This is a genomic window from Pseudomonas sp. Z18(2022) (genome assembly GCF_036346535.1).
GTDB lineage: Bacteria > Pseudomonadota > Gammaproteobacteria > Pseudomonadales > Pseudomonadaceae > Aquipseudomonas > Aquipseudomonas yamanorum_A.
Window position 1 is genome coordinate 22745 of record NZ_JAOTOA010000033.1, and the last position, 24429, is coordinate 47173.

General features: G+C 63.0%; 25 protein-coding genes, 1 pseudogene and 1 riboswitch. Of the genes and pseudogenes, 6 read left to right on the forward strand and 20 right to left on the reverse strand.

All coding sequences use genetic code 11. The features are described from left to right. Nucleotides 1–10: 10 nt before the first annotated feature. On the reverse strand, nt 11–1009 hold the full coding sequence (locus V3W39_RS31725; protein WP_177134400.1) for an NAD(P)H-quinone oxidoreductase: 999 nt from the start codon (nt 1007–1009) through the stop codon (nt 11–13). Between the two features lie 165 nt (nt 1010–1174). Between V3W39_RS31725 and V3W39_RS31730 the strand changes: the two genes are divergently transcribed. Together V3W39_RS31730 and V3W39_RS31735 are read left to right on the forward strand one after the other, a co-directional pair. Continuing rightward, nucleotides 1175–2050 carry a LysR family transcriptional regulator gene (locus tag V3W39_RS31730; protein ID WP_330214053.1) on the forward strand — a complete coding sequence of 292 codons (876 nt, stop codon included), beginning with the start codon at nt 1175–1177 and terminating at the stop codon, nt 2048–2050. A gap of 107 nt (nt 2051–2157) precedes the next feature. Next, a complete protein-coding gene (locus V3W39_RS31735; RefSeq protein ID WP_177115645.1) occupies nt 2158–2574 on the forward strand; it encodes a DoxX family protein in 417 nt (138 codons plus the stop codon). A 48-nt stretch (nt 2575–2622) separates the two neighbouring features. On the opposite strand, the gene V3W39_RS31740 is transcribed toward V3W39_RS31735, so the two are convergent. The 11 genes from V3W39_RS31740 to V3W39_RS31790 all read right to left on the reverse strand — a co-directional run bounded on the left by V3W39_RS31740 (nt 2623) and on the right by V3W39_RS31790 (nt 13865). Beyond that, nucleotides 2623–3441, reverse strand: a complete 819-nt coding sequence (locus V3W39_RS31740) for an alpha/beta fold hydrolase (protein ID WP_177080021.1) — start codon at nt 3439–3441, stop codon at nt 2623–2625. 87 nt (nt 3442–3528) lie between these two features. Then, a complete protein-coding gene (locus tag V3W39_RS31745) occupies nt 3529–4920 on the reverse strand; it encodes an alginate export family protein (protein WP_330214054.1) in 1392 nt (463 codons plus the stop codon). Further along, nucleotides 4917–5813 (reverse strand): glyoxalase, encoded by an 897-nt coding sequence (locus V3W39_RS31750; protein WP_330214055.1) that lies wholly within the window; start codon nt 5811–5813, stop codon nt 4917–4919. The genes V3W39_RS31745 and V3W39_RS31750 overlap by 4 nt, the downstream gene beginning before the upstream one ends. 386 nt (nt 5814–6199) lie before the next feature. Next, complete coding sequence (gene mntP / locus V3W39_RS31755; RefSeq protein WP_177134389.1) at nt 6200–6763, reverse strand: manganese efflux pump MntP; 564 nt, start codon at nt 6761–6763, stop codon at nt 6200–6202. Between the two features lie 10 nt (nt 6764–6773). After that, nucleotides 6774–6942: riboswitch (yybP-ykoY riboswitch) on the reverse strand. Between the two features lie 71 nt (nt 6943–7013). Beyond that, nucleotides 7014–8486, reverse strand: a complete 1473-nt coding sequence (locus tag V3W39_RS31760; protein WP_177044078.1) for an aldehyde dehydrogenase family protein — start codon at nt 8484–8486, stop codon at nt 7014–7016. Beyond that, on the reverse strand, nt 8479–9300 hold the full coding sequence (locus V3W39_RS31765) for an ABC transporter permease (RefSeq protein ID WP_177080024.1): 822 nt from the start codon (nt 9298–9300) through the stop codon (nt 8479–8481). Before V3W39_RS31765 ends, V3W39_RS31760 begins: the two co-directional genes overlap by 8 nt. A 1-nt stretch (nt 9301) precedes the next feature. Further along, entirely contained in the window at nt 9302–10210 is a 909-nt protein-coding gene (locus V3W39_RS31770; RefSeq protein ID WP_177044080.1) for an ABC transporter permease, read from the reverse strand. 31 nt (nt 10211–10241) lie between these two features. Continuing rightward, on the reverse strand, nt 10242–11384 hold the full coding sequence (locus tag V3W39_RS31775) for an ABC transporter substrate-binding protein (RefSeq protein WP_330214056.1): 1143 nt from the start codon (nt 11382–11384) through the stop codon (nt 10242–10244). 33 nt (nt 11385–11417) lie between these two features. Further along, nucleotides 11418–12533: an ABC transporter ATP-binding protein gene (locus V3W39_RS31780; RefSeq protein ID WP_330214057.1), complete on the reverse strand. Its 1116-nt coding sequence runs from the start codon at nt 12531–12533 to the stop codon at nt 11418–11420. Nucleotides 12534–12642: 109 nt separating this feature from the next. Further along, entirely contained in the window at nt 12643–13452 is an 810-nt protein-coding gene (locus V3W39_RS31785; protein ID WP_177044083.1) for a response regulator transcription factor, read from the reverse strand. Nucleotides 13453–13577: 125 nt separating this feature from the next. Next, entirely contained in the window at nt 13578–13865 is a 288-nt protein-coding gene (locus tag V3W39_RS31790) for a hypothetical protein (RefSeq protein ID WP_177115651.1), read from the reverse strand. Nucleotides 13866–14109: 244 nt separating this feature from the next. Between V3W39_RS31790 and V3W39_RS31795 the strand changes: the two are divergent. Further along, nucleotides 14110–14460, forward strand: a pseudogene (locus tag V3W39_RS31795) (type VI secretion IcmF C-terminal domain-containing protein); the annotation flags it as partial. Nucleotides 14461–14520: 60 nt separating this feature from the next. Here the strand turns inward: V3W39_RS31795 and V3W39_RS31800 are convergent. The 8 genes from V3W39_RS31800 to V3W39_RS31835 all read right to left on the reverse strand — a co-directional run bounded on the left by V3W39_RS31800 (nt 14521) and on the right by V3W39_RS31835 (nt 22078). Beyond that, complete coding sequence (locus tag V3W39_RS31800) at nt 14521–15471, reverse strand: oligopeptide/dipeptide ABC transporter ATP-binding protein (protein WP_177080027.1); 951 nt, start codon at nt 15469–15471, stop codon at nt 14521–14523. After that, nucleotides 15471–16463 carry an ABC transporter ATP-binding protein gene (locus tag V3W39_RS31805; protein ID WP_177044086.1) on the reverse strand — a complete coding sequence of 331 codons (993 nt, stop codon included), beginning with the start codon at nt 16461–16463 and terminating at the stop codon, nt 15471–15473. Before V3W39_RS31805 ends, V3W39_RS31800 begins: the two co-directional genes overlap by 1 nt. Beyond that, complete coding sequence (gene ddpC / locus V3W39_RS31810; RefSeq protein WP_371132087.1) at nt 16460–17341, reverse strand: D,D-dipeptide ABC transporter permease; 882 nt, start codon at nt 17339–17341, stop codon at nt 16460–16462. The genes V3W39_RS31805 and ddpC overlap by 4 nt, the downstream gene beginning before the upstream one ends. Before the next feature lie 19 nt (nt 17342–17360). Beyond that, entirely contained in the window at nt 17361–18377 is a 1017-nt protein-coding gene (locus V3W39_RS31815; protein ID WP_177044088.1) for an ABC transporter permease, read from the reverse strand. 166 nt (nt 18378–18543) lie between these two features. After that, complete coding sequence (locus V3W39_RS31820; protein ID WP_177115653.1) at nt 18544–20094, reverse strand: ABC transporter substrate-binding protein; 1551 nt, start codon at nt 20092–20094, stop codon at nt 18544–18546. A gap of 117 nt (nt 20095–20211) precedes the next feature. After that, complete coding sequence (ddpX, locus tag V3W39_RS31825; RefSeq protein WP_294737457.1) at nt 20212–20754, reverse strand: D-alanyl-D-alanine dipeptidase; 543 nt, start codon at nt 20752–20754, stop codon at nt 20212–20214. Nucleotides 20755–20775: 21 nt separating this feature from the next. Then, the gene (locus tag V3W39_RS31830) at nt 20776–21630 is read right to left on the reverse strand and encodes a MurR/RpiR family transcriptional regulator (RefSeq protein ID WP_330214058.1); all 855 of its coding nucleotides are present in this window, start codon (nt 21628–21630) and stop codon (nt 20776–20778) included. A gap of 136 nt (nt 21631–21766) precedes the next feature. Further along, nucleotides 21767–22078, reverse strand: coding sequence for a hypothetical protein (locus V3W39_RS31835; protein WP_177044092.1), 312 nt, complete (start codon nt 22076–22078; stop codon nt 21767–21769). 162 nt (nt 22079–22240) lie between these two features. Between V3W39_RS31835 and V3W39_RS31840 the strand changes: the two genes are divergently transcribed. Genes V3W39_RS31840 through V3W39_RS31850 form a run of 3 tightly spaced genes read left to right on the forward strand, consistent with a single transcriptional unit; the run spans nt 22241 to nt 24422 of the window. Beyond that, nucleotides 22241–22915, forward strand: a complete 675-nt coding sequence (locus V3W39_RS31840) for a secretin and TonB N-terminal domain-containing protein (protein ID WP_330214059.1) — start codon at nt 22241–22243, stop codon at nt 22913–22915. Then, a complete protein-coding gene (locus tag V3W39_RS31845; protein ID WP_177080031.1) occupies nt 22912–23457 on the forward strand; it encodes an RNA polymerase sigma factor in 546 nt (181 codons plus the stop codon). Before V3W39_RS31840 ends, V3W39_RS31845 begins: the two co-directional genes overlap by 4 nt. Nucleotides 23458–23495: 38 nt before the next feature. Beyond that, a complete protein-coding gene (locus tag V3W39_RS31850) occupies nt 23496–24422 on the forward strand; it encodes a FecR family protein (RefSeq protein WP_177134377.1) in 927 nt (308 codons plus the stop codon). The last annotated feature ends 7 nt before the right edge of the window (nt 24423–24429 follow it).

Sequence of the window (24429 nt, forward strand, 5' to 3'; positions counted from 1 at the left end):
CAGCGTTTTTTCATTCCACCCGCAACACAATCTTGCCGATGTGGTCGCCACCCTCCATGCGGGCATGGGCCTGCGCGGCGTCGGTGTAGGCGTACACCTTGTCGATCATCGGCAGGCAACGCCCGGCCGACAGCACCGGCCACACATGCTTGCGCAGTTGCGCGGCAATCGCAGCTTTTTCTTCCCGGGTACGGGAGCGCAGCAACGAGCCGGTGACGATTGCGCGTTTGCCGAGGATCGCCAGCAGGTCGATGTCCTTGGCACGGGCACCGCCCAGGAAGCCCAGCATCACCAGCCGACCTTCCATGGCCAGGGCGCTGATGTTGTTGTTCAAGTAGGAGCCACCCATGATGTCGAGGATCACGTTAACGCCCTGGCCCGCGGTTTTTTCAGCGATAACCTCGGCGAAATCCTGTTCCCGGTAGTTGATCGGTTCGGCCCCCAGTTCGCGGATGACCGCACATTTTTCTGCGCTGCCGGCGGTGGCGAACGCTTCGATACCCAGCTCGCGGCAGAGCATCAGCGCGGTGGTGCCGATGCCGCTGGTGCCGCCATGGATCAGTACCCTCTGGCCTTTCTGCGCGCCACCGATGCCAAACAGATTGGCCCACACAGTAAAGAAGGTTTCCGGAATCGCCGCCGCCTGAATCCACTCCATGCCGTCGGGAACCGGCAAGGCCTGGCTGGCGGGCACCACGCAGTACTGCGCATAACCGCCGCCATTGGTCAGGGCGCACACCTTGTCGCCCAGCGCGTACTCGCTGACGCCTTCCCCGAGCGCGACCACCACGCCGGCCACTTCCAGCCCGGGGAACGGGCTCATGCCGGGCTTCATCGGGTAGGTGCCGGCGCGTTGCAGGGCGTCAGGGCGATTGACCCCCGCGGCGTGCACGCGGATCAGCACTTCGCCGGGGCCGGCTACCGGCATGGGCTCCTGGCGGGGTTTCAGGACCTCGGGGCCGCCGGGGCTGGTGATTTCGATCAGGGTCATTTCGTGGGGCAGATTCATTTGAGCGCACCTGTAGCAATGAACGTATGGGTTGGGACCGCGGCAGTTCAGCAGGCTGGCGGTCCTGAGGATTTTCTCTGGTGCCCAGCATAGCCGTGATAAGTGATGCAATAATGCTGCGATTACACGTCACGATGATGCAAAAATGCATCGCAAGGGGAAGCCATGAACTGGGACGATGCGCGGGTGTTCCTCGCGGTGTGCCGCGAATCCACATTGCGCGGTGCCGCGCGGGTGCTGGGGGTGGACCAGGCCACTGTGGGCCGCCGGGTCAATGCCCTGGAAAAGTCCCTGAACGCGACGTTGTTCCTGCGCACCTCCGAAGGCTATGCACTCACAGCGGTGGGTGAAGCCGCCTTGCAATCGGTGGAGAGAATGGAGCGCTCGGCCCTCGACCTGGAGCGTCAGGTCCAGGGCCTGGACGACCGCCTGACCGGCACGGTGCGGGTGACCACCACCGACTCCCTGGCCATCGACTTCCTGATCCCGGCCATCGCCCGGCTGCACGACGCGCACCCCGACGTGCGCGTGCAGATGGACGCTTCGACCCAGTTCCTTAACCTGGCCAAACGCGAAGCCGACATCGCCGTGCGCAACACCCGCCCGGACAATCCCGACCTGATCGCCCGGCGTATCGCCCGCTGGCCGGTGGGGCTGTTTGCCTCGCAGGTGTATATCGACCGTTACGGCGCACCGGAGCCGGGCAGCCTGTTCGAAGGGCACGACCTGGTGGTGTACCAACCGCACCTGCAAAGCCAAAAAGACCTGACCCTGGTGTCTGAGCCGCTGGGGCGCGGGCGCATCGTCGCGGCCTTGAGTTCCAGCCTGCTGGTGCGCCGCTCCATCGCTGCGGGCCTGGGCATCGGTGAAATTCCGCTGATTTGCGGTGAGAGGGACGGGCTCGTACGCCTGTGGCCGGAGCGTACGCGGCCATTGCCCTACGATGTGTGGCTGGTGACCCATGCCGACCTGCGGCATACCGCGCGGGTGCGGGTGGTCATCGACGAGATCGTCGCGGGGTTTGCCGGCACGGGCGAGTGAGCTGCCAGGTCAGCACATCGCTGCAATTTCCGAGGCGTGCGTCGCCGCACAATCGGCTCCGGTTCCGGCGTAAAAAGGCCGGTGGACGTCACGGGGACAGGTTGCATATGAACGCATCACAACGGGATGAACGGGCACGGGATTTCGGGCTGCTGTTTTTGCGGGTCAGCGGGGGATTGTTCCTGCTGTGGGTCCATGGCCTGCCCAAGCTGCTGGACTATGGCGAACAGTTGAAGGTGATCGAAGATCCCTTCCACCTGGGGGCGAGCGTGACACTGCTGCTGGCGATTTTCGCCGAAGTACTGTGCCCGCTGTTGATCATCGCCGGGGTGCTGGTGCGCCTGGCCTGCTTGCCTATCTTGAGCGTGCTGCTGATCGCGATGCTGGTGGTGCATCCGCAGTGGACACTGTTCGAAGGGCAGTTTGGCTGGCTGCTGCTGATCATTTTCACCAGCATCCTGATTGCCGGGCCCGGGAAATGGGCGCTCAACCAGCAGTGGGACGGAGTGCTGCGCCAGGCCTGAATAAAAAAGGCCGGGCAAGCCCGGCCAAAAGGAGGTGATGCAATCGGTTCAGCGCTTCAGGAACGCCAGCAGGTCTGCGTTCAAGGCTTCGGCGTGGGTGACCGCGAAGCCGTGTGGTGCATCCTTGTACACCTTCAATTCAGCGTTCTTGATCATCTCGGCAGCCACCTTGCCGGTGGTTTCGAACGGCACGATCTGGTCGCCGTCACCGTGGATGACCAGGGTCGGTACGTCGATTTTGGCCATGTCCGGGCGAAAGTCGGTTTCCGAGAACGCAGTAACGCAATCCACGGTGGACTTGAGCGAGGCGAGCAGGGCGATCTGCAAGGTCTGGGTCAGTACGCCGTCGGAGACTTTCTGGCCCTTGTTGATGCCGAAGAACGGCGTGTTGAAGTCGGAAATGAATTGCGCACGGTCCTTCAGCAGGCCGGCCTTGATGCCGTCAAACACCTCGGTGGGAACGCCTTGCGGGTAGTCGGCTTTCTGGCCGAACAGCGGCGTCACCGCCCCCAGCAACACCAGGCCGGCCACGCGCGCGCTGCCATGGCGTGCGATGTAGCGGGCGACGTCACCACCACCCATGGAAAAGCCCACCAGGGTCACGTCCTGCAGGTCCAGGTGGTTGATCAGTTCGGCGATATCGTCGGCGAAGGTGTCGTAGTCGTTGCCGGTCCAGGGCTGGTCCGAGCGGCCAAAACCACGTCGGTCAAAGGCGATGGTGCGGTAGCCGCGGCTGCTCAGGTATTCCATCTGGTATTCCCACATGTCGGCGTCCAGCGGCCAGCCGTGGCTGAACAGCACGGGCTTACCGCTGCCCCAGTCCTTGAAGTAGATTTCGGTACCGTCTTTGGTGAGGAATGTGCTCATGGAAACTCCTTGGGTGAGTACGAAGGCAAAGGCTGACTATTGTCGAACAGGCGCCTGCAGCGCTTGTACGGGTGTGCTTGGTTGGGTTTACCAGCTGAACTTGAGTTCGACCCCCAGGTAATTGCTGTCATGGCCGCCTGCATCCCGCAGCGTCTGGCCGACCGCGTAGTGCACGGCCTCGACGGCGCCGGTGAGGTTGGGGGTAAACACGTAATCGGTGCGAACTTGAGCGTAGGCGCCGGTCCAGCGTTCACCCTGGCCTGCGGTGCCGGCAACCGGGAGGTTCGGCTGAGTGTAGACCGCGTCGGCGGTGGTTTGCCGCCAGAGCAGGCCGACGGCGGTCTGCACGCTCAGCCTGGCGATAGGCTTGACGGTGATCGACGGCTTGACGTGAATCAGGTTGCTGAAGCCCGTATAACCCGCCAGGGAAAAGTAGTAGCCATTGGGGAACAGCGGGTTGAACGTACCCACCGTGCCGTCACCGGCGTGGCGGTCGCCCGAGGCAATATCCATCTGCAGGCCCAGGCGCGGTGCCCAGGCCAGGCTGTCGAAGGTGTAGCCCACGCGGCTGCCGCCACCCCAGGCGCGAATATCCTTGTGGCCCACCGAGCCACCTTGCAGCATGGCTTCAATGTCCCAATCGAAGCCCAGGGCCGCGCCCCCCAGCCGGGCGTCGAACAACTGACGAGTCTCATCGCCGTCGCCGTCCAGATAGTGGGCATCGCTGCGTTCATACACCCCGTAATAAGCCGACAGCTCATTTTTGCCACCCACCAGCCGCTCCACCCGCAGCATGTGAAACTGCATGTCAGCGTTGGATTTATCGTCGAAGTGCCGCTCGTCCTGGTACTGCACCGGGTGGCTGGCGATCCCGATAAAACGCCAGTCACGGGTTTCCCAGTCGGCCCACAGGGCATCAAAGGACTGGCGCACATTCGGCCCGTCCCGCGACGAGATGAAACGCTGCAAGTCGAAGGCAAAGTCCTGCCGGCCAACACGGCCCTTGAACGTGCCGGCACTGAAGGTGTTGATGTATTCGGCAAAGGCCAGGCGCAGGTCGACGCGGTTCTGGTCGGCGCCACCGATTGAGGTTTTGTCATAGGCCCGGGCATCTTCCAACTGGGTGAACACTCGCCAGTTTTCATTCAGGTGCAGGTCGGCATGCACCTGGAACCGCTGGATCAGGTACCGGTCGCGGGCTACGTTTTTAACACCGAAGCCGCTGGCGTCGTTCATCTCGAAGCGCTCACGCAAGGTCGCGCCCAGGGACAGGTAGGTGAACGGGTTGGCAGCGGACAGCGGGATGTACTTGAGGTTGTCCAGCGGCTGCGTACACAGCGCCGGGTCCTTGAGCACCGACCAGTCTTCCTGCCAGCGGTTGGCCTTGATCGCCGGGCGCGTCGGTTGGTCGTCAGCGTGGACGCCGCCAGCCAGCAGCGGCCACAGCACCACGAGGCCCCAGCCTGTGTGGCGGATCATTTTGCCCCGCTGAGCTGGTGGATCTCCGCGACGTAACCGCCCGGGAATTCCACCAGCGCGCTGCGCCGGCCCTTGGTGTCAAACGCCGGGACCAGCACCCGGGCACCGGAACCAGTGGCTTTACCCAGGGTGTCGGTCAGGTCGGCCACTTGATAGCCGGTGGTTTCATGGCCGAAGGGGTAGGGCAGTTGGCCGTTGGTGACCAAAACGGCCATGCGCCCGAACGGCGACTCGATGTCCACGCGGCGGTAGCTGCCACTGGCCTGGCCGATATCGACCCCTGGCGCATGCTTGTCATCGGCCAGGACCTTGCCGTGGGAAAACCCGACGAAGGACTTGATGAAGGTGTCGGCGCGATCGCTGGAGACGTACACCCGGTTTTCCGGCACGGTCTGGAACGCCGCGTAATCCGGGGTCTTGGTGTGCCAGTAGAGCTGCATGTTGACGCCGCCCGGCCACTGGATCACGGCATCACGGCCGATGGGGTCAGGAAAATCACTCACGATCACCGCCGCTCCGTTGGCGCGGGCCGCCTTGAGCGCCGCGTCCATGTCCTTGACCAGGTAGCCGTTGCGCTCCTGGCCGAACGGGTGCGGGACGGGTGTGGTGAAGCCGAACAGCGACACCGTTCCCGCCGGCGTCTGCAGCAGTTGCGAGGTGGTGCTGCTGGGCACCGGCAGTACATTCACCACCACCTGGGGCGTGCTTTTTCCGCCGAAGGTGGCGAGAAAACTCTCGGCAAAGCGGTCCACATCGGCCGGGGCGACGTAGACGTGACTGGTGTCGTACTGCGGCGCCACGGCCACATTCGGTGTTGCCGCCCACGCGCTGCCCATCATCTGCGCGCCCAGCAGCGTCAAGGCCAGGGATATCGTTGTGACTTTCTTGCACATGCCCATTCTCCAGCACTTTTCAGCGTGATCGAAAAGTCGCCAGCTTAGGGGCCGGGCTGCCGTGCAGATTGTATGGACGTGCTCGGTTGAACGGTTCAGCGTCTATGCGGGTCAACTGACTTCAACCGTCTGAACGCACAGGTGAACGAAATGGCCAAGAGTTACCTACGAGCGCATGCTCGAGGGCGATGTTAAGTATCGGTTTGTGATCGACATCGACAGCCTGAAGAAAGAAAAACACGCAGCCTGAGTTACGCTCGATAAGTTGCAGTAGATCCAGTGTGGGAGCTGGCTTGCCTGCGATGGCGATGTATCAGTCAACAATGATGTCGACTGATACATCGCCATCGCAGGCAAGCCAGCTCCCACATTTTGGTATGGGTTGATCAGGCCGACAGGTGCTCATACAAAATCGTCGCACCCACCAGCATCAACACCACGCCGCCGACCATCTCGGCGCGCTTGCCCACCACCGTGCCCAGCACCCGGCCGAGCATCATGCCGATAGTCACCATGGTCATCGTCGCCACACCGATAGCCGCCGCGGCCACCAGGATATTCACATCGACAAATGCCAGGCCCACACCCACGGCCAGGGCATCAATGCTGGTGGCAAACGCGGTGACTGCAAGGATCATGAACGAGTGCTGGGTCGGTTTCTCTTCCTCAGGATCATCCGCCTTCAGGCCGTTGTAGATCATGTGCAGGCCCAGGGCGACCAGCAGGGTGAAGGCGATCCAGTGGTCCCACTGTTCCACCCAGCGGGTGGCAGCCTGGCCGATGGCCCAGCCGATAATCGGCGTGATGGCTTCAATCACACCAAAGATCAGGCCGGCCCGCAGGGCTTCGGTCAAGCGTGGTTTGTGCAGGCTGGAGCCTTTGCCGATGGCCGCCGCAAAGGCGTCCGTGGACATGGCCAGGGCGAGAAGAATCAGGGAAATGGGGTTCACGGTAAGGCTTCCAGTCGGGCTATATGAGTCAACGACACAGCCACACGCCCGACTTCAGGCATGGATGTGTCGCTGGTCTCACCAACCAAAATGGTGTTCGCACCACGGCATGTTGCCGAGAATGTTGATACGAACGCTTCGAGAATCCGAAGCAGGCTACTCCCCAACGAGGTGGCAGATCATAGCCTTGCGGATATGAAAATCTTGTTAAATACGTGACCCCATCTCTCTGATAATCCTGCAAACCGTTTCAGTTCAGGTACCAGCCCCACGGCTCCTCACTGATGTACTCCGTCACCTGCTTGACCTCCAGGTAATTGTGCAAGCCCCATTCCCCCAGCTCACGCCCGATCCCGCTGTGCTTCATCCCGCCCCACGGCGCCTCGACGAAGGTCGGTTGCGAGCAGTTGACCCACACGATCCCCGCCCGCAGTTGATTGGCAACCCGCGCCGTGCGTGCCAGGTCGGCACTCATCACCGCGGCTGCCAAACCGAAGCGGCTGGCATTCGCCATCTGCAGGGCCTGCTCTTCAGTCTTGAACCGCTTGACGCACAGCACCGGCCCAAACACTTCTTCGCGCCAGAGGATGCTGTTGAGCGCCGGCTCGTCAAAGATTGCAGGCTCGATGAAATACCCACGCTCCAGGTGCGCCGGGCGCCGGCCTCCGGTCAGCAGGCGGGCGCCGCTGGCCAGGCCCTGGTCGATAAAACCCAGGACCTTTTCATGCTGCCCCTGGCTGACCAGCGGCCCCAGCAATACGCCCGGCTCCATGCCCGAACCGATGGTGATCTTGCGGGTTTCTTCCACCAGCCGTTCGATCAGGCGCGAGGCGATGGTTTCCTGCACCAGCAAGCGTGAAGTGGCGCTGCAGACCTGGCCCTGGTTCCAGAAAATCCCGAATAGAATCCATTCCACGGCGGCTTCAATATCGGCATCGTCGAACACAATGAACGCCGATTTACCGCCCAGTTCCAGGCTGATGTTCTTGATGTCGCGGGCCGCCGCCGCCATGATTTTTGCCCCGGTGGGCACGCTGCCGGTGAAGGCCAGTTTGTCGACGCCGGGGTGTTCGGTCAGTGGGCTGCCGGCGTCCTGGCCCAGGCCGGTGACTACGTTCAACACCCCGGCGGGCAGGCCGATACGGTCGGCGGCTGCGGCCAGTTCCAGGGCGGTCAGGGGCGTCAGCTCAGAAGGTTTCAACACGACGGTGGCACCGGCCGCCAGGGCCGGCGCGACCTTCCACGCGGCCATCAGCAGTGGGTAGTTCCAGGGAATGATTTGCCCGGCCACGCCAATCGCCTCGTGGCGAATACGGCAACGAAAGCGCGCGTCAGGCAGCGCCAGTGGCTGGTCCTGGCGCTGGTCCAGCTCCCGCGCCAGGCCGGCGTAATAGCGAAAGCAGCCAATCGCATCGCCCACGTCCCATTGGGCTTCGGGCAAGGGCTTGCCGTTGTCGCGCACTTCCAGTTCCGCCAACGCCGGCTGCGCGTGTTCCAGCTCATCCGCCAGGGCGTCGAGCCACTGGCCGCGCTCGGCGCCGCTGGTCTGGCTCCAGCCATTGTCGAAGGCGCGGCGGGCGGCGCGCACGGCGTGATCGATGTCTTCTTCGGTGCTGGCGGCCACGCGTGCGAAGGCCTGCTCGGTGGCCGGGTCGATCACGTCGAGGTAGCCGCCCAGGTCCGGGCTGACCCACTCGCCGTTGATATAAAGTTGATCACGCATGGTGAGGCTCCTGGACACGGCGGTTTTGCAGGTGGCGAGACGTAAACAGCAAGGCCAGCGACAGGCAGATGATCACCGTCGAGACTGCATTGATCTCCGGTGTGACCCCACGCCGGATCGAGGAAAAGATGTAGATCGGCAAGGTGGTCTCCGAGCCTGCGACGAAGAACGCGATGATGAAATCGTCGAAGCTGAAGGTGAACGCCAGCAGGAAGCCGGCCATGATTGCCGGGCTGATCTGGGGCAGGGTCACCCGCCAGAAGGTCTGCATCGGCGGTGCATACAGGTCGGCAGACGCCTCCAGCAGCGCCTTGTCCAGAGTGTCGACGCGGCTGCGCACGATCACCATCACCAGCGCCATGGTGAACAGCGAGTGGGCGGCGATCACCGTGAAGAAGCCCATGTTCAAACGCGGCACGCTGGGCATCCAGCTCGCCAGCAGCGGGTTGATCACATCGAAGAGGCTGATGAAGGCGATCAGTGTCGAGATACCGATGACGATACCGGGCACGATGATCGCGCAGTAGGTCAGGGCGTCAAACAGCAGCCGCACCTTGGCCCCGGCACGCTGCAGGCCGAACACCGCCAGGGTGCCGAACAGCGTGGCGATCAACGCCGAGCACGTGGCGATAAATGCACTGTGCCCGAGGGCTTCCATGATGAACGGGTTGCCAAAGGCCCGGCCGAACCACTGCACCGAGCAGCACTCGAACGCCAGGCCACTGCGCCCGGCATTGAAGCTGAACAGCACGATCAAGGCGATCGGCGCATACAGAAACAGGTACAGCGAAGTCGAATAGCTGCGCAGCCACATGTCACAAGCCTCCGTCGGCAGGGCGGCCGCCGTAGCGTGCCACCAGCTTCAAATACACGCCGATGATCAGCAGCATCATCGCCACCAGGGTCATCGCCAGCGCACTGCCGAACGGCCAGTTACGCGATTGCAGGAACAGGTCCACCAGGGCATTGCCGACAAAAAACACCTTGCCGCCGCCGAGGATGGCCGGGATCAGGAACTCGCCCATCAACAGGATGAACACCAGCATTACCCCGGTGATGATTCCCGGCGCGGACAGCGGCAGGGTGATCCGGCGAAAGCTTTCAAAGGCGCTGGCGCCCAGGTCTGCCGAGGCTTCCAGCAGGCGTTTGTCGAGTTTTTCCAGGCTGACGTAGATCGGGAACACCATCAGCGGCAGGTAGCCGTAGACGATCCCGATCAGCACCGCCCAGGGCGTGTTGATCAACCGCACATCTTCCAGGCCCAGGCTCGCCAGCAGGGCCGGGATGCCCTTGCCGCTGAGGAGGAAGATCCAGGCGTAGGTGCGGATCAGGAAGCTGGTCCAGAACGGCACGATCACCAGGGTCAGCAGCAGCGAGCGGTTCTTACTGACCTTGACCGCCAGGAAGTACGCCAGCGGATAGGCCGCCACCAGGCACACCAGCGTACCCAGTGGCGCCAGCATCAGCGTGTTGCCGAAGGCCGCGGCCCGTGAACCGAGGTTCAGGTAGTTGGCCAGGGTGAAGCCACCCGCGTAGCCGCCTACGGCACTGCGGTCGCCGAAGCTGAAGACCAGGATGATCACCAGCGGCATCAACAACAGTAGCAGGAACCACAGGGTCGACGGCAACAGCATCAGCAGGGTGATACGCCGGCCCAGGTTGCGCCGCTGGCGGGCGGCAAGGGGCAGGGCGGTCACCGTGGAAGGGTGAGTGGCGGCGTTCATGGGTGACTCCTCAGTGGCCATGGCTGGGTGATCAGGCGGACTTGAATCGCGCCATCAACTCGGCCCGGGCCGGGCTGGTCAGCGTCGCCGCCGCGCCAAATTCCAGCGGGCTCAACGCCTCGGCGGCCGGGTACATGATCGGATCGTCGAGCATCGCCACCGGCAACAACGCGTCCACCCGCTTGTCACCGCTCGGGTAGCCATGGCTCAACACTTCCAGCTTGTTGTGCTGCGGGTCCAGCAGGTAGTTGATGAAGGCATAGGCTGCGTCCTTGTGCTCCGAGCTCTTGGGAATCGCGAAGAAGTCGCTCCACAATTCGCCGCCTTCCTTGCCCAACTCAAAGTGCATCGGCGGCAGGTCGCGGTGCAACTGCGAGGCGTCGCCGGTCCAGGACATCGCCAGCCAGGCATCACCGCTGCGCATCGAGGGCTGGATGTCGGAGTTGATCGCGAACAAATGCGGCTTAACCTGGATCAGCAGTTTTTCAGCATCGGCCAGCTCTTTGGGGTCCAGCGAGTTGAAGCTGTAGCCGAAGCTCTTCAGGGCGTTGCCGATGGCGGTCAACTGGTAGTCGTGGACCATCGTGCGCCCACTGGCCGGGCCCTGGGCCATGTCCCAGAATTGCTTCCAGCTGGTGGGGCCGTTCTTGAGCTTTTCGGTGTCGTAGCACATGCCGGTGGTGCCCCAGTTTTTCGGCACCGCATACACCTTGCCGTCCACCGTGCCCTGGGCGATAAATTTCTGCTGGAAGTCCGAGGCATCGAAATTGGGGATGCGCGACAGGTCCAGCGGTTCGATCAAACCCAGGCCCACATAGGTGCTGATGGTGTAGTTGGTGGGCACCAGCACGTCCCAGCCGCTGCCGCCGGCCTGCAGTTTGGCGAGCATTTCTTCGTTGGAGCCGAACACACTCATGGACACCCGTGCGCCGGTGGCCTTGGCGAAATTGTCGAGGTTTTCCTGGCTGTGGTAATTGGGCCAGGTGGCCAGGGACAGGCGATCACCGAGCTTGGCCTGTTCGGCGGCCTCGGCGGTGGAGGTCAGCAGCCCCGGCATGTTCGTGGCGACCACGGCGGCGGCCAGCCCCAGCCCGGTACGGCCAAGGAACTCACGACGGCTGATGGAACCGTTCTGCCAGCTGCGCAGGGTTTTGAGAAAGGTCTTCTGGTCCATGACACGCTCCACATTCGTTGGATAAAAGGTGATTTACAACGCCATGGCCAACCCATTGGCGTGATCCCAGCCGACGCTGACCGCTGCGCCGTGTTCGAACGCCTGCGGGCCTTGATCCTGCTGGCGTGGCACTCGCACGCAGACCACGCCAAAGGCTTGGGTGCGCACGCGGTATTCGGTGGAGTTGCCCAGGTAGATGCGGTCTTCGACGCAACCCGGCAGTGTGACTTCCCGGGCCAGGTCGGCGCTGGCGCCGGCAATGCTGATCAGCTCCGGGCGCACCGCGATGCAGCCTTCGGTATCCGCATTCAGGCTTTTGCCGGTGGGGGTGAGCGGGCTGGTCAGCTCCAGGCCCTGGGCGGTGCGCAACACCACCGAGTTGCCCTGCAGGCGGCGCACCGTGCCGTTGAACAGGTTGGACTCGCCGATAAAGTCGGCGACGTAACGGCTGGCCGGCGTCTCGTAGAGTTGTTCCGGGGTGGCGGTCTGGATGATCGAACCGTTGTGCATCACGCTGATGCTGTCGCTCATCGACAGCGCTTCTTCCTGGTCATGGGTCACCAGCACGAAGGTGATGCCGACTTCACGCTGCAAGCGCAGCAGTTCCGATTGCATCTCCTTGCGCAGCTTGCGGTCCAGGGCGGCCAGGGGCTCATCCAGCAGTAACACCGTAGGCTTGTTCACCAGCGCCCGGGCCAGGGCTACACGCTGCTGCTGGCCGCCGGACAGTTCGCTGGGCTTGCGTTGGCCGAAGCCGCTCAGGCGCACCATCTCCAGGGCTTCATCGGCCATGCGTGCCTGGGTTTTCTTGTCGGGGCGCGGGGTGCGATAGCGCAGGCCATAGGCAATGTTCTGCGCCACGCTGAGGTGCGGGAACAGCGCGTAATGCTGGAACACCATGTTCACCGGGCGCTCGAAGGCGGGCACCCCGGCGACGTTTTTGCCGGCCAGGCGCACCTCGCCGCTGGTGGGCTGCTCGAAGCCGGCGATCATGCGCAGGGTGGTGGTCTTGCCGCAGCCCGAGCCGCCGAGGAAGGAGTGAAACGAGCCACGCCGCACCGAGAAATCCAGGCCATTGACGGCCTGCACCTCGCCGTAGCGTTTGACCACGTTGCAGAATTCGATGTCGCTTGGCGAAGTGTCGTTCACGGTCCGGCTTCCTCGATGTGCAGTGATGACTCATTGCGTCGAGGGCCAAACTAGCAATCGGGGTTTTACGCTGTATATATCCCTTGGGGGATAGAGTCGCTTTCAGGCATCAGGCCACGGCCACCAGTTCCTGGCCGGTGAGGTCGCGGATAAACAGGCCAAGCAGTTCCGACTGGCTGCCGATGCCGAGCTTGGCGTAGATGTTCTTGCGGTGAATCTTCACCGTGCCCGGGCTGATGCTCAGTTGCTCCGCCACTGAGGCGCTGGAGTGACCGCGCAACAACAGTTGCACGATCTCCTGTTCGCGCCCGGTGAGGATGTGGGCACCGAACTGATCGAAGGCTTCGCGGATCTTGAAGTCCAGGTCCTGGGCCGGTCGCGGCTGTTGTGCCTGGCGCAGGCGCCAGGCCTCGTTGATCACCTGTTCCACCACCGCCTGGGCGCATTCGATCAACTGCATCTCGTCGCGACTGAACGCGCAACTGGCGGTGGAGCGCATCAGCGACAACACCGCCGTGGCGCCGCCGCCGAGGTCGACAAAAAACGCCACTTCTTCCGCCAGCCCGGTTTGCTGGTAATAGGTCAGGTAATACTCGCCGAGGTAGAAGTGGTCCGGCGCAAACTGCCGCAACCGCCACAGCCCCGGCGCCTGCCCGCGGGTGCAGGCGAGGTAGAACGGGTCCAGCAGGTACGGGCCGCACTGGTAGTCATCGACATACACCCCGCGCTTGTCGGCGCAGAAGGTATCGAACATCGCCAGTGGCCGGTGATTGCCTTCGTAGACAAACAGAACGAAATGATCCACCGGGCAGATCTGCCGCAACCAGTGGCTCAAGCCCGAGAGCCGAGGGTGGCCGGCGGGCAGGTCCAGCAGGTGGGCGACACCGGAGGTCCAGAGTTTCAGTTCCTTGGGGCGCATGGGGAATTCAGGTGGTAGGGGAGTGGCGACAGATGCACGAATTGCGCCATGGGGTGCGGGGGCCGCAGGGGCGGGAGGAAGCGGGGCCCCGTTGCGGTGAAGGTGCACTGCAATGGGGCCGGGTGTTACCGAGTGCTACATTTTTGTTTCTGATTGGCCACGATCAAGGCTGGAACTGCGCCTGTTGCCAGCCACACATCATTGACACTCAGAAGCCCTGCAATCTCGGCGATACGTCGCTTGGGGATGCCGCGCATAAACCAATTATTCAGGCACTGAGGGCTGACGTTCAGAAACTCGGAAAACGCCATCGGGGAAATGCTGCATTCGTGGAGCAGCGTTCGCAGGCGCTCACCTGATTGTCTGTCGACTGATTTAGGGTGGGTTTTCTGGTTCATGACGTCCTGTGTCATGCGTCCTCCTTTCGCCGTTGGTGTGGGGGGTTGCAGCGCACGGCGTAGCGATCTGCTGGTGTCGTGTATTGGTTCCGTACAGCGGCGTTATGGGCACCGTGTTGTAGGGAATAGCGCATTTTTTTGGTGCTGGCTCGTTAATAGATGGGGGAGTGGCGGTTTTAAGGAAGGTCTGTCGGAAATTGCGTTTTTTCTTGTAGGACGGATTGCCCTCAGCGAGAGGTCATGGGGGGATACGCGCTTGAGCAGTGTGCTGAGTGTCGACGGGCAGATGATCCCCTACAGCCACGGGCCGCTCCAACGCACTGGCCTGGTCTGGCCCAACACGTTGGGCAGCGTCAGTGGCAGCCAATTGACGTTGGTCCACACCACCGGAAACACCGCCACTCTTGGCCAGCGGGGGCCTTGGTCATTGTTCCGGTTGCTGAGTCGTGGCCAGCTCAACGGTCGCACGCCCACCAGTGTTGACCTGACATTCATGGTGGCGGACGGGGTCATGCGGTATCGGGTCAGCGCGGAAAAGGCCAACAACCCGATCACTCAGCGCAGCTTTGAAGGGTTTGTATTGCCAAGGACCTTACTGGTCGAGCGCTGAAGCATTGCCGATGGAGGAAACCTCTGCCGCCCAGGCAGAGGCCACGTTCGACTCAAGGCCTCACGGATGCTCCAGATGACACCGCACCTGCTGACTCATCCCCCCCGTCAACCGCTGCGGCCGCTCACACCCTTTGGTGCGCCTAGGGCAGCGGTCGAGAAAGAAACACCCGGCCGGCAACACCCGGTTCCCCGGCAGCTCCGTCGGCGCACTGACGTAGGCATCATCCAGCGCCACCCCAAGCTTGGGCACCGCTTCCAATAGCAGCTGGGTATACGGATGCTTCGGCTGTTCCAGCACCTGCTCGGCACACCCCAGCTCCACAATCTGCCCCAGGTACATCACCGCCACCCGGTCGGCCATGTGCCGCACCACGGAAACGTTGTGGGAGATCAGGATATAGGTCAGCCCCAGCCGCCGTTGCAGCTCCGCCAGCAGGTTGAGGATCTGCGCCTGCACCGAGATGTCCAGCGCCGAGGTGGGCTCGTCCAGCACCAGGATGCTCGGGTTGGACGCCAGGGCGCGGGCGATGGCGATGCGTTGCCGTTGGCCCCCGGAGAACTGGTGCGGGTAGCGGTCCAGGTATTCGGCGCGGATGCCCACTTGGGCGGCGACCTTGGCGGCGATGGTGCGCATTTCGCTCTTGGGCGTGTCGCCGAGGGCGTACAGCGGTTCGGTAATGATTTTCCAGATGGGCAGGCGCGGGTCGAGGGACGATTGCGGGTCCTGGAACACGATCTGTACGTGGCGGTGGCGTTCCCGGGCACTTTCGTAGACCCAGTCGACTTCGCCATCGCTGGGCTTGACCAGGCCCATCAGCAGTTGGGCGAGGGTGCTTTTGCCACAGCCGGATTCGCCGACAATGCCCAGGGTTTCCCCTCGGCGCACTTGCAGGTCGATGCCGTTGAGGGCGTGGGCGTAACCGCGCGGGCGGCCCAGCCAGTCGGTTTTTACCGGGAATTTGACCCGTACATCTCGCAGGGTCAGCAGTGAATCCTGGGACACTGTCATTACACCGACTCCCCGGCAGTCAGCCAGCACGCACTTTTGCGGGTGCCGGCAGGGTTGATCAGATCCAGGCGCGGGCGCGTGGTGCATTGGCTCATGGCCTGAGGGCAGCGTTCGCGAAAGGTGCAGCCTGAGGGCAGGGCGGCCAGGTTGGGCACCTGGCCGGGGATGGTCAGCAGGTCGTCGCCGGGTTTCACCTGTTCCGGCAAACCGCTGAGCAGGCCCTGGGTGTAGGGGTGGCGCGGGTCGCTCATGACTTGGGCAGTGGGGCCTTCTTCCACCACGGCGCCGGTGTACATCACGTAGACCCGGTCGCAGAACTGCGAGACCACGGCCATGTCATGGGTGATCAGCAAAATCGCGGTGCCGCGTTCCCGGGCTTTTTCCCGCAGCAGCAACAGCACCTGGCGTTGCACGGTGACGTCGAGGGCGGTGGTGGGTTCGTCGGCGATCAGCAGTTGCGGGTCGCAGGAGAACGCCAGGGCGATCATCACCCGCTGGCGCATGCCGCCGGAGAGTTCGAAGGGGTAGCTGTCGAGCACCTGTTCGGGGTCGGCGATGTGCATGTCCCGCAGCAGGGCGATGGCCTTGGCGCGGGCGTCGGCCTTGCTCAGGCGCTGGTGATGGATGATCACGTCGAGCATCTGCCGGCCGATGCGCCGGGTCGGGTTCAACGCGGTCATTGGCTCCTGGAAGATCATCGCCGCGTCACGCCCGCGAATCTGCAACAGCTCTTTCTCGCTGGCAGCCAGCATGTCGCGGCCGAGCATCTGCAGGCTGCCGGCGGTGATCCGGTAGCTGCGCTCCGGCAGCAGGCGCAGGCTGAGCATCGCGGTGACGGATTTGCCGGAGCCGGACTCACCCACCACGCCGACGACTTCGCCGGGGTTGACGTGCAAGGACACGCCGTTGAGGGCCTGGACGTTATTGCGGTAAGCCGGGAACTCCAGGCTCAGGTTGTCGATGGCAAGCACTGCCGGGCTGGACATGGTCATTTCCCCTGTTGCCGTGGGTCGAGCAGGTCACGAACACCGTCACCCAGCAGGTTGAAACCGGTGGCGGTGACCAGGATCGCCAGCCCCGGGAAGGTGGAATACCACCAGTTATCGAGGATGAAATTGCGCCCGGTGGCGACCATCGCGCCCCATTCGGCGGTGGGCTGTTGCGCACCGAGGCCGATGAAACCCAGGGCCGAGGCCATCAGGATCGCGCTGCCGATGTCCAGGCTCAGTTGCACCAGCAATGGCGGCATGGCGTTGCGGCCCACGTGCCACGACACGATGTGCCAGCGCCCGGCGCCGAAGGTCTGGGACGCCTTGACGTAGCCCATCTGCCGAATGCTCAGGGCCTGGCCGCGAGCCAGGCGCACATAGAACGGAATGCGCACCACGGTGATCGCCAGCATCGCGTTGAACAGGCTCGGGCCAAGGGCTGCGGCCAGGGCCATGATCAGCACCAGGGACGGCACCGACAGCATGATGTCCATCAGGCGCATGATCAGGCTGTCGAACCGCCCGCCGATAATCCCCGACAGGCAGCCCAGCAACCCGCCCACCAGGCAGGACGAAAACGCCACGAACAGGCCGACGCCCACCGACTGGCGGCTGCCGTACAGCACCCGGCTGAACAGGTCGCGGCCGACTTCATCGGTGCCAAACCAGTGTTCGGCCGAAGGCTCGGCCAGGCGTTGGGCCAGGTTGAGGGCATTGGGGTCATGGCTGGCCAGCCACGGCGCGAAAGCCATGCAGATCAGCACGATCAGGGTGATGGTCAGGCCGGCAATGGTCAGCGGGCTGCGGCCTATTTGATAGCCCAGGTATTCCATTCGCGCGCGCCAGGTGGGGCGCTGCTCCAGGGGCACCGGTACGGGCATTGTCACGGGGGCGGTCATCTCAATTCACCTCGCCGATGCGCGGGTCGACCACGCGGTAGAGCAGGTCGATCAGCATGTTCAGCAGTACATAAATAAACGACACCATGATCGCGAAGCCCATCACCGCCGGGAAATCCAGGGACTGGATCGACTTCACCACATAGGCGCCCATGCCCGGCCAGGCGAACACGGTTTCTGTCAGCACGGCGCCGTAGAGCAGGTCGCCGAGGGTCAGGCCGAGCACGGTGATCGACGGGATCAGCGCGTTGGGCAGGGCGTGACGCAGGATCACCGCCCAGCGCGACAAACCGTAGGCGCGGGCGGTGCGGATGTAGTCCTCGCCCAACTGGTCAAGCATCGCCGAGCGGATCTGCCGGGCGACCACGCCGAGGTTGACGAACCCCAGGGTGACGGCGGGCAGGATCAGGTGCTGCAGGGCGTTGAGGAACAGCGGGATATCGCCGGCCAGCAGCGAGTCGATCAGGTAGAACCCGGTGATGGTGCGCGGCGGCTCGAGGCCCTCGTCCAGCCGACCGCTGCCGGGCAGCCAGCCGAGCTGGCCGTAGAACAACACGATCAAGCCCAGCCCTAGCCAGAAGGCCGGAGTGGAAATACCGGTGACCGCCAGCGTTCGGGCGATCTGGTCGATGGCGCGGTTGTGGTAGACCGCTGACAGCACGCCAAGGGGCACACCCACCAGCACCGAGAGCAGCAGGGCGGCCACCGCCAGTTCCAGGGTCGCGGGGAAGAAGGCTTTCAGGTCTTCAAGCACCGGGCGGCTGGTGCGGATCGAGGTGCCGAGGTCGCCGTGCAGCAGGTCGCTCATGTAGCGGCCATATTGCTGGTACAGCGGCAGGTCGAGGCCGAGTTGATGGCGGATGTTCTCGACGATGGCGTCGCTGGCCCGGTCGCCGGCAATCAGGCGCGCCGGGTCACCCGGGATCAGGTGGGAGATGCAAAAGGTAATCAGCGAAACGCCGACGACGACCAGAATCAGGCCGAACAGGCGTTTGCGCAACATATTCAGGAAGGCCATGAGGCACCTCGGGTGTTAAGCAGGCTTGTAGTGGCGAGGGAGCTTGCTCCCGCTGGGGCGCGAAGCGGCCCTGGCTTTTTTGGGGCCGCTTCGCAGCCCAGCGGGAGCAAGCTCCCTCGCCACATAGAAAGGGCCAGGCGCAACCACCGTTGCGCCTCAGCAGTTTCTATTTGCTGATCTCAGCCACGTTGAACACCTGTTCCAGCATCGGGTGGAACACGTACCCCTTCACCGAATCACGCATCGGCAGGGTGTAGTTCTTCTGGTACAGGTAGGCGTACACGCTGTCCTTGAGCACGATCTTCTGGGCTTCCTGGTACAGCTCGGTGCGCTTGGCCGTGTCGTTGTTGGCCGCTGCATCGCGGATCAGCTTGTCCACCACCGGGTTGCTGTAGAACGAGCGGTTGCCCGGCAGGCCTTGCAGGGACGAATCGAACCAGAAGTTCATGTACATGTAGGGGTCGGAGAAGTCCGGTGCCCACGAGCCGATCGACACGTCGAAGTCACCCTTGCCCAGGCGCTCACGCATGGTGGCGTTGGCCAGTTTTTCCATCTTCAGGTTGATCCCCAGCGGCGCCAGGCTGGCCTGCAGGGTCAGGCCGATGGATTCCCAGTCCGGGTCCTTGTCGGAGTACATGTAGTTCAGGTCGGTGATTTTTTCCGGGAGTTTCTTCAGGTTGGCGCCGGCGCCGTCCAGGTCCTGTTTCATCATCGGCAGGCTCGGGTCGTTGGCCCACATGCCGGCAGGAATCGGCCCGTTCATCAGCTTGGCCTGGCCCTTGAGGATGCCGTCGACGATGCCTTTGTAGTCCACCGCATCAACGATTGCCTGGCGGGCGTTCTGGTTGTTCAGCGGGGCTTTCTGGTTGTTCAGGTACAGGTAGGTCACCCGCAGCGACGGGAACTCCTTGATCACCACGTCTTTCTTTTTGGCCAGGTTGGTGAGCTGGTCCTGGGGCATGTCTTCGGCGATGTCCAGGTCACCGCGTTCCAGTTGCAGGCGGCGTACCGAGGCTTCGCTGATGATCTTGATCACCACCTTGTTCAGCGCGGGCTTGGGGCCTGCGTAGTAGGTGTTGGGTTCCAGGGTCAGGCTCTGGCCCTTCTGCCAGTTGGTCAGGCGGAACGCGCCGGAGCCGGCGGTGTGGGTGGAGAGGTAGGCGTTGACATCGCCCTGTTTCACCACGTCCGGGTTGATGATGCCGGCGCCGTTGTGGGCGAGGGTGTAGAGGAAGGGCGCGTAAGGTTTGGTCAGGGTGAAACGCACGGTCAGCGGGTCGACCACAGTGACTTTCATGTCATCCGGGAACGCGCCGGACGGGCCTTGCTTGAGCTGCATCACGCGGTCGAAGGAGAACTTCACCGCATTGGCGTCGACGTCGGCGCCGTCATCGAACTTGTTGCCGGGCTTGAGCTTGAAGTCCCACACCAGGCCGTCGGCCGAGGTGGTCCAGCTGTCGGCCAGGTCGCCCTTGACGTCGGTACTGCCCTTGCCGTTTTCGACTTTGTAGGCCACCAGTTTCTGGTACGCCGGGTACGTCACCGCCCAATCGTTATTGTCGATGGTCACGGCCGGGTCGAGGGTTTGCGGGTCGGCCGCCTTGCCGATCATCAGGGTGTCTTTGGGGGCGGCGGCACTTGCCGATTGCCACGCGCCCAAGCTCAGGGCGGCGCACAGCAGGGAGAGTGCGAGGGTCTTGCGGTTGCTTGGGGTCATGCCGGTTTCCTTGATTATTTAGAGGAAAAAGCGGGTTGGTTTTTTTTTATGAAATCTATAACCGGGCAGTTAGAGCTAAAGGGTGCTGCTAATTATTGTGATGGTACGTTCCTTGGTTCAGTGGGACTCCTCAATTAATGGGAAAAGTTCGGCATCCGGCAACTCGTAATGCCACCACTCGGTGGCAATCGCCTTGAAGCCGGCGCCGAGCATGATGCCCAACAGCAGCAGGCGATTGCGCTGCACCTGTGGCGGCAGATCGGGATAGAACTGGTGGGACTTGGGCTCCATGGCGTCGAAGGCCGTGCCCATGTCCAGGGGTGTGCCGTGTTCATCAATCAGGGTCAGGTCGACGGCCACGCCGCGGGTGTGGTGCGAGCCCAGGCGCGGGTCGCGCACGTAGTCCGGGTCGGGCAGCGCTTGCCACAACAGTTGCTGGGCGTAGGCGGGGCGATAGGCATCGTAGATCAGCAAGGTCATGCCGGCCTGGCGCGCCAGAAGGCTGGCCTTGCGCAGGCAGGCGGCCGCTTCGGTGTGCAGCAGGCAGCGGGTGTTGCGATAGATCACGGTGCCTGCCAGGTTGTCGGCACTGGCGTAGATCAGGTCGACCTGAACCGGGTAGTCCGGTGGGGCGATTTCTACCAATGGGCTGGTATTCACTCAAACATTTCCTTTCAAGGGTCAGGATTCAAACTGGCCGAAGGCCTGTTGCAGGGCGCGATTTTTCGCCAGGCGGGCGTCCAGGCGCTCGCCGTACTGGTCGGCGACGGCAGACACCATCAGGTTGAACAGGCACGTCAGCGGCGCCATGGAGTCCCAGAACTGGCCGACATCGGTTTTCAGTTGCAGCAGGTCCAGGTCGTAGTCCCGGGCCCAGGGGCATTGCAAATCGGTGATCAGCGCCAGGGGCAGGGCATGGGCATTCGCGGTTTCGCAGAAAGTCGGGGTGATGCTGGAATAGGCGCGAAAGTCCGCCGTGATGGCGTAGGGTTTTTCAAAGCCGGAGTTCAACGTCTCGGCGTAGATCCCCGACAGGCCATCGACGTAATAGACCTTGGGGCGAATGTATTCCAGGTGACTGTGGAACGCATTGAGGATGCCCCGGGTGGACTGGATACCGAGGATGAACACCGCGTCGGCGTCGACGATGTGCTGCACGATGTCGGCGAAACCCTGGCTGCGGGCCAGGCCGTAGACGTGCTGGATCGCTTCGATCTCGCGGTTGAGGGAACGGTCGAGGGCGTCTTCCTGATCGTTCTCCTGGCGAAACGCGCCGAGGCGGTCGGTGATCAGCCAGGACGCTTGCGGGTCGCCACGCAGGCCTTGTTTCACGTCATCGAGGTTGCGATAGCCCAGGGTGCGCAAGAAACGCCCCACCGAAATCCCGGTGGTGCCGGCCTGGTGGGCAATGCTGTCGGCGGTTTCGAACGGCAACTGTTGCAGGTTGGCCAGCAGGTAGGTGGCGATGCGCTTGCCGGTGGGAGTCAGCGTCGGGAACTGCTGCTCCAGCGTGCGCTGGAAGCTGTTTTTATCCATGACACTTTCGCGGCTACCGGTCATTGATGTTACTCGAATGTCGTATTTTTAATTTCTGTTAGAAACATAACATCGGCTGTCGCGATAACACAATGGCTTTTTTTCGAGTGGGTACGCAGGGGGGGACAAGCGGCGATCAAGGCCGCTGGGGTTTCACCGAAGTACCAAAGGTATTGCCCATGCGCACGCTGGTCGCCGCCGGGGTAGAGAGCCCGATCTGGTTTGGCTTGCGCTTGTCGATGGGCACTTGTTGCGCTTGCTGGTTCTTCTGCGTCGCCTTGGCGGCGTCCGGGTTGTTGCCCATCTGTTGGCTGAGGCAGCCATAGTCCGGCGCCTTGTAGCCATCCACATTGACCTCGGCGCAGCCGCCGGGGGGGCCTTCGGCGTGGGCCATCAGCGGCAGGGCTGCACACAGCAACAGGCTGGCGAGGGTTGGGAACAGGTTCATCGGTGCCTCCTGGCGGGCCCTGGGAAATGGGCCGGTATGGCGCAAAAGTGTAGTGCAGCGGGCTGCCCGTCACCGTGATGTTTTTTTTGCTGGCACCGTAACATCAGGTTCATAAACTGGCCTCAGGATGACGGTTTTGTAGGCTATGTCGGACGTGTTGCGATGCTGAGCAGGAGCGCTTGGAGGCACGCGGGCTGCTGCCTGGCTCTGCTGGTGGGGCTGGTGCAGGCCGTGCGCGCCGAGGTGATCCTGGACCTGCCCGCGCAGAACCTGGACAGCGCCCTGCAAGCGTTCAGCCATGCCACGGGCATGGCGGTGCTGGTGGATCGCGAGTTGACCCGGGGCCGGCGCTCCATCGGCGTACATGGCCGCTACAGTGCGCAGCAAGCCTTGGGCCTGCTGCTGACAGGGAGTGGCTTGATGGCGCGTTATGCCCGCAGCGATGCGTTCACCCTGCAAGTCCCCGAGGTCAGCCGATCGGCAGAGCCCCGAGGGCTGAAGGCAGGCAATGCAGCACGGATCAACAACAGCTATGCCACGGCGTTGCAGCAGGCGATCGAACGCAGTTTGTGCCGTTCGCCATTGACCCGCCCCGGCAGTTTCCGGGCGCTGGTGCAGGTGTGGGTCAACCGCAACGGCGTGATCGAACACAGCCGCCTGGTCAGCTCCACCGGAGACCTGCAGCGTGACGAAGCGCTGGTACTTGGCCTGAGTGCTGCGCGTGTCGAACGCCCGGCGCCCAGTTCACTGCGCTTGCCGGTGACCTTACTTTTGATGCCCGACTCAACAGGAACACGCATGGAATGCACAGCAGGGGAAGGAGTTTTTGGGGCATGAAAGACACCGGCCACAGCACGATGGTCAGCCTGTTCCTGGCGTCCTACGAGGACTTCAAGGTGCGCCTGCGCAAGCGCCTGGGCTCGGAGGACCTGGCCAACGACGTGCTGCACGAAACCTACCTGCGGGTCGACCGCATGGACATGCCGCCGAACCTGGCGCAACCGAATGCCTACCTCTACCGCATGGCCCTGAACATCGCTGCCGACCGGCGCCAGGCGGACGCCCGGTTGCTGACCGGCAGCGAGGTCGAAGAGCTGCTGCAGACGGTGGATGAAGCCCAGGACCCGTCGCGGGTGGTGGGTGGCCAGCGCGAAATCCAGTCCCTGCTCAAAGCCCTCTACGAACTGCCGGCGCGGCGGCGCCAGATCCTTATCGCCGCGCGCCTGGAAGAGGCGCCGCACCTGGAAATCTCCCGGCGTTTCGGGATTTCCACGCGCATGGTCGAAAAGGAAATCAAGGCCGGGCTGGGCCACTGCGCGCAGCGCCTTGAAAGAAAAGTGATCCAGCGGTTCGGTCCCGGGGCCGGAAAACCGTCTTAGTGATTGAGTCCCTGATAATCCGTTGAGTACCTGCGCGCTTGAACATTTTTAACTTCTCCGCTGCCCGGAATACGCCAGACAGCCCCCTGCACGATGAAGCGCGTGATTGGCTGGTGCTGCTGACGTCGGGCCGGGCCACCGTTGCGGATGCCAAGGCGTTGCGCCAGTGGTGCGCCCAGAGTCCGGACCATGCCCGGGCGTTCGAGCAGGCCAAGGTGTTGTGGCAGCAGTTGGCTCCCGCCGCTGAGCAGTTTTCCCGTCCGCGGCATTTTGGGCGGCGGGCGTTTTTGGGTGGGGCGATTGCGGCGTCGGCGGCGGTGTTGATGGTGCGAGTGACCGTGCCGGGCGGGTTTGCCGGGTTGACGGCGGATTACCGCACGGAGGTCGGGGAGCAGCGGCGGGTTGAGTTGAGTGACGGTGTTCGGCTGGAGCTCAATACCCAGACGCGGATCAGCCGGCGTGATGATGGGATTGAGTTGTTGGAGGGGGAGGTTGAGGTGTTGGCCAATGTGGCGATGCCGCTTCGGGTTCAGGCGGGCGGTGGGTGGTTGAGTACGGCGCAGGCGCGGTTCAATGTGCGTAATACGGATCACAGTGTGTGTGTGACGTGTATTGACGGTGCGGTGGCGGTGGCGGTGGGTGGGCGTACGGTTCGGCTCGAAAGCGGGCGCCAGGTGACGTACGACGCCAGCGGTGTGGGTGAGCCGGTAGCGGTGGATACGCAGGCGGTGGTGGCTTGGCGGGAGCAGGTGTTGGTGTTTGATAACGCGACGTTGGCGACGGTGGTGGATGAGATTAATCGCTATCGGCCGGGGATGTTGCTGCTGATGAATGCGCAGTTGGGCAAGCGGCGGGTGCAGGCGCGGTTCAGTCTGAATCAGTTGGCGGGGGTGGCGCTTTTGATTCGCGATGCGTATGGGGCTAAGTGTACGGAGTTGCCTGGTGGGGTTGTTTTGTTGAGCTAGGGGGGGT

Coding starts and splice junctions, on each gene's coding strand:
- V3W39_RS31725 (WP_177134400.1), bottom strand. CDS start 1,009: ATGAATCTGCCCCACGAAATGACCCTGATCGAAATCACCAGCCCCGGC.
- V3W39_RS31770 (WP_177044080.1), bottom strand. CDS start 10,210: ATGAACGCCGCCACTCACCCTTCCACGGTGACCGCCCTGCCCCTTGCC.
- V3W39_RS31735 (WP_177115645.1), top strand. CDS start 2,158: ATGAACGCATCACAACGGGATGAACGGGCACGGGATTTCGGGCTGCTG.
- V3W39_RS31840 (WP_330214059.1), top strand. CDS start 22,241: ATGCTGAGCAGGAGCGCTTGGAGGCACGCGGGCTGCTGCCTGGCTCTG.
- V3W39_RS31790 (WP_177115651.1), bottom strand. CDS start 13,865: ATGACACAGGACGTCATGAACCAGAAAACCCACCCTAAATCAGTCGAC.
- V3W39_RS31745 (WP_330214054.1), bottom strand. CDS start 4,920: ATGATCCGCCACACAGGCTGGGGCCTCGTGGTGCTGTGGCCGCTGCTG.
- V3W39_RS31740 (WP_177080021.1), bottom strand. CDS start 3,441: ATGAGCACATTCCTCACCAAAGACGGTACCGAAATCTACTTCAAGGAC.
- V3W39_RS31765 (WP_177080024.1), bottom strand. CDS start 9,300: ATGTGGCTGCGCAGCTATTCGACTTCGCTGTACCTGTTTCTGTATGCG.
- V3W39_RS31845 (WP_177080031.1), top strand. CDS start 22,912: ATGAAAGACACCGGCCACAGCACGATGGTCAGCCTGTTCCTGGCGTCC.
- V3W39_RS31835 (WP_177044092.1), bottom strand. CDS start 22,078: ATGAACCTGTTCCCAACCCTCGCCAGCCTGTTGCTGTGTGCAGCCCTG.
- V3W39_RS31760 (WP_177044078.1), bottom strand. CDS start 8,486: ATGCGTGATCAACTTTATATCAACGGCGAGTGGGTCAGCCCGGACCTG.
- V3W39_RS31830 (WP_330214058.1), bottom strand. CDS start 21,630: ATGGATAAAAACAGCTTCCAGCGCACGCTGGAGCAGCAGTTCCCGACG.
- V3W39_RS31775 (WP_330214056.1), bottom strand. CDS start 11,384: ATGGACCAGAAGACCTTTCTCAAAACCCTGCGCAGCTGGCAGAACGGT.
- ddpC (WP_371132087.1), bottom strand. CDS start 17,341: ATGCCCGTACCGGTGCCCCTGGAGCAGCGCCCCACCTGGCGCGCGCGA.
- V3W39_RS31820 (WP_177115653.1), bottom strand. CDS start 20,094: ATGACCCCAAGCAACCGCAAGACCCTCGCACTCTCCCTGCTGTGCGCC.
- V3W39_RS31815 (WP_177044088.1), bottom strand. CDS start 18,377: ATGGCCTTCCTGAATATGTTGCGCAAACGCCTGTTCGGCCTGATTCTG.
- V3W39_RS31800 (WP_177080027.1), bottom strand. CDS start 15,471: ATGACAGTGTCCCAGGATTCACTGCTGACCCTGCGAGATGTACGGGTC.
- V3W39_RS31750 (WP_330214055.1), bottom strand. CDS start 5,813: ATGTGCAAGAAAGTCACAACGATATCCCTGGCCTTGACGCTGCTGGGC.
- V3W39_RS31730 (WP_330214053.1), top strand. CDS start 1,175: ATGAACTGGGACGATGCGCGGGTGTTCCTCGCGGTGTGCCGCGAATCC.
- V3W39_RS31805 (WP_177044086.1), bottom strand. CDS start 16,463: ATGACCATGTCCAGCCCGGCAGTGCTTGCCATCGACAACCTGAGCCTG.
- V3W39_RS31785 (WP_177044083.1), bottom strand. CDS start 13,452: ATGCGCCCCAAGGAACTGAAACTCTGGACCTCCGGTGTCGCCCACCTG.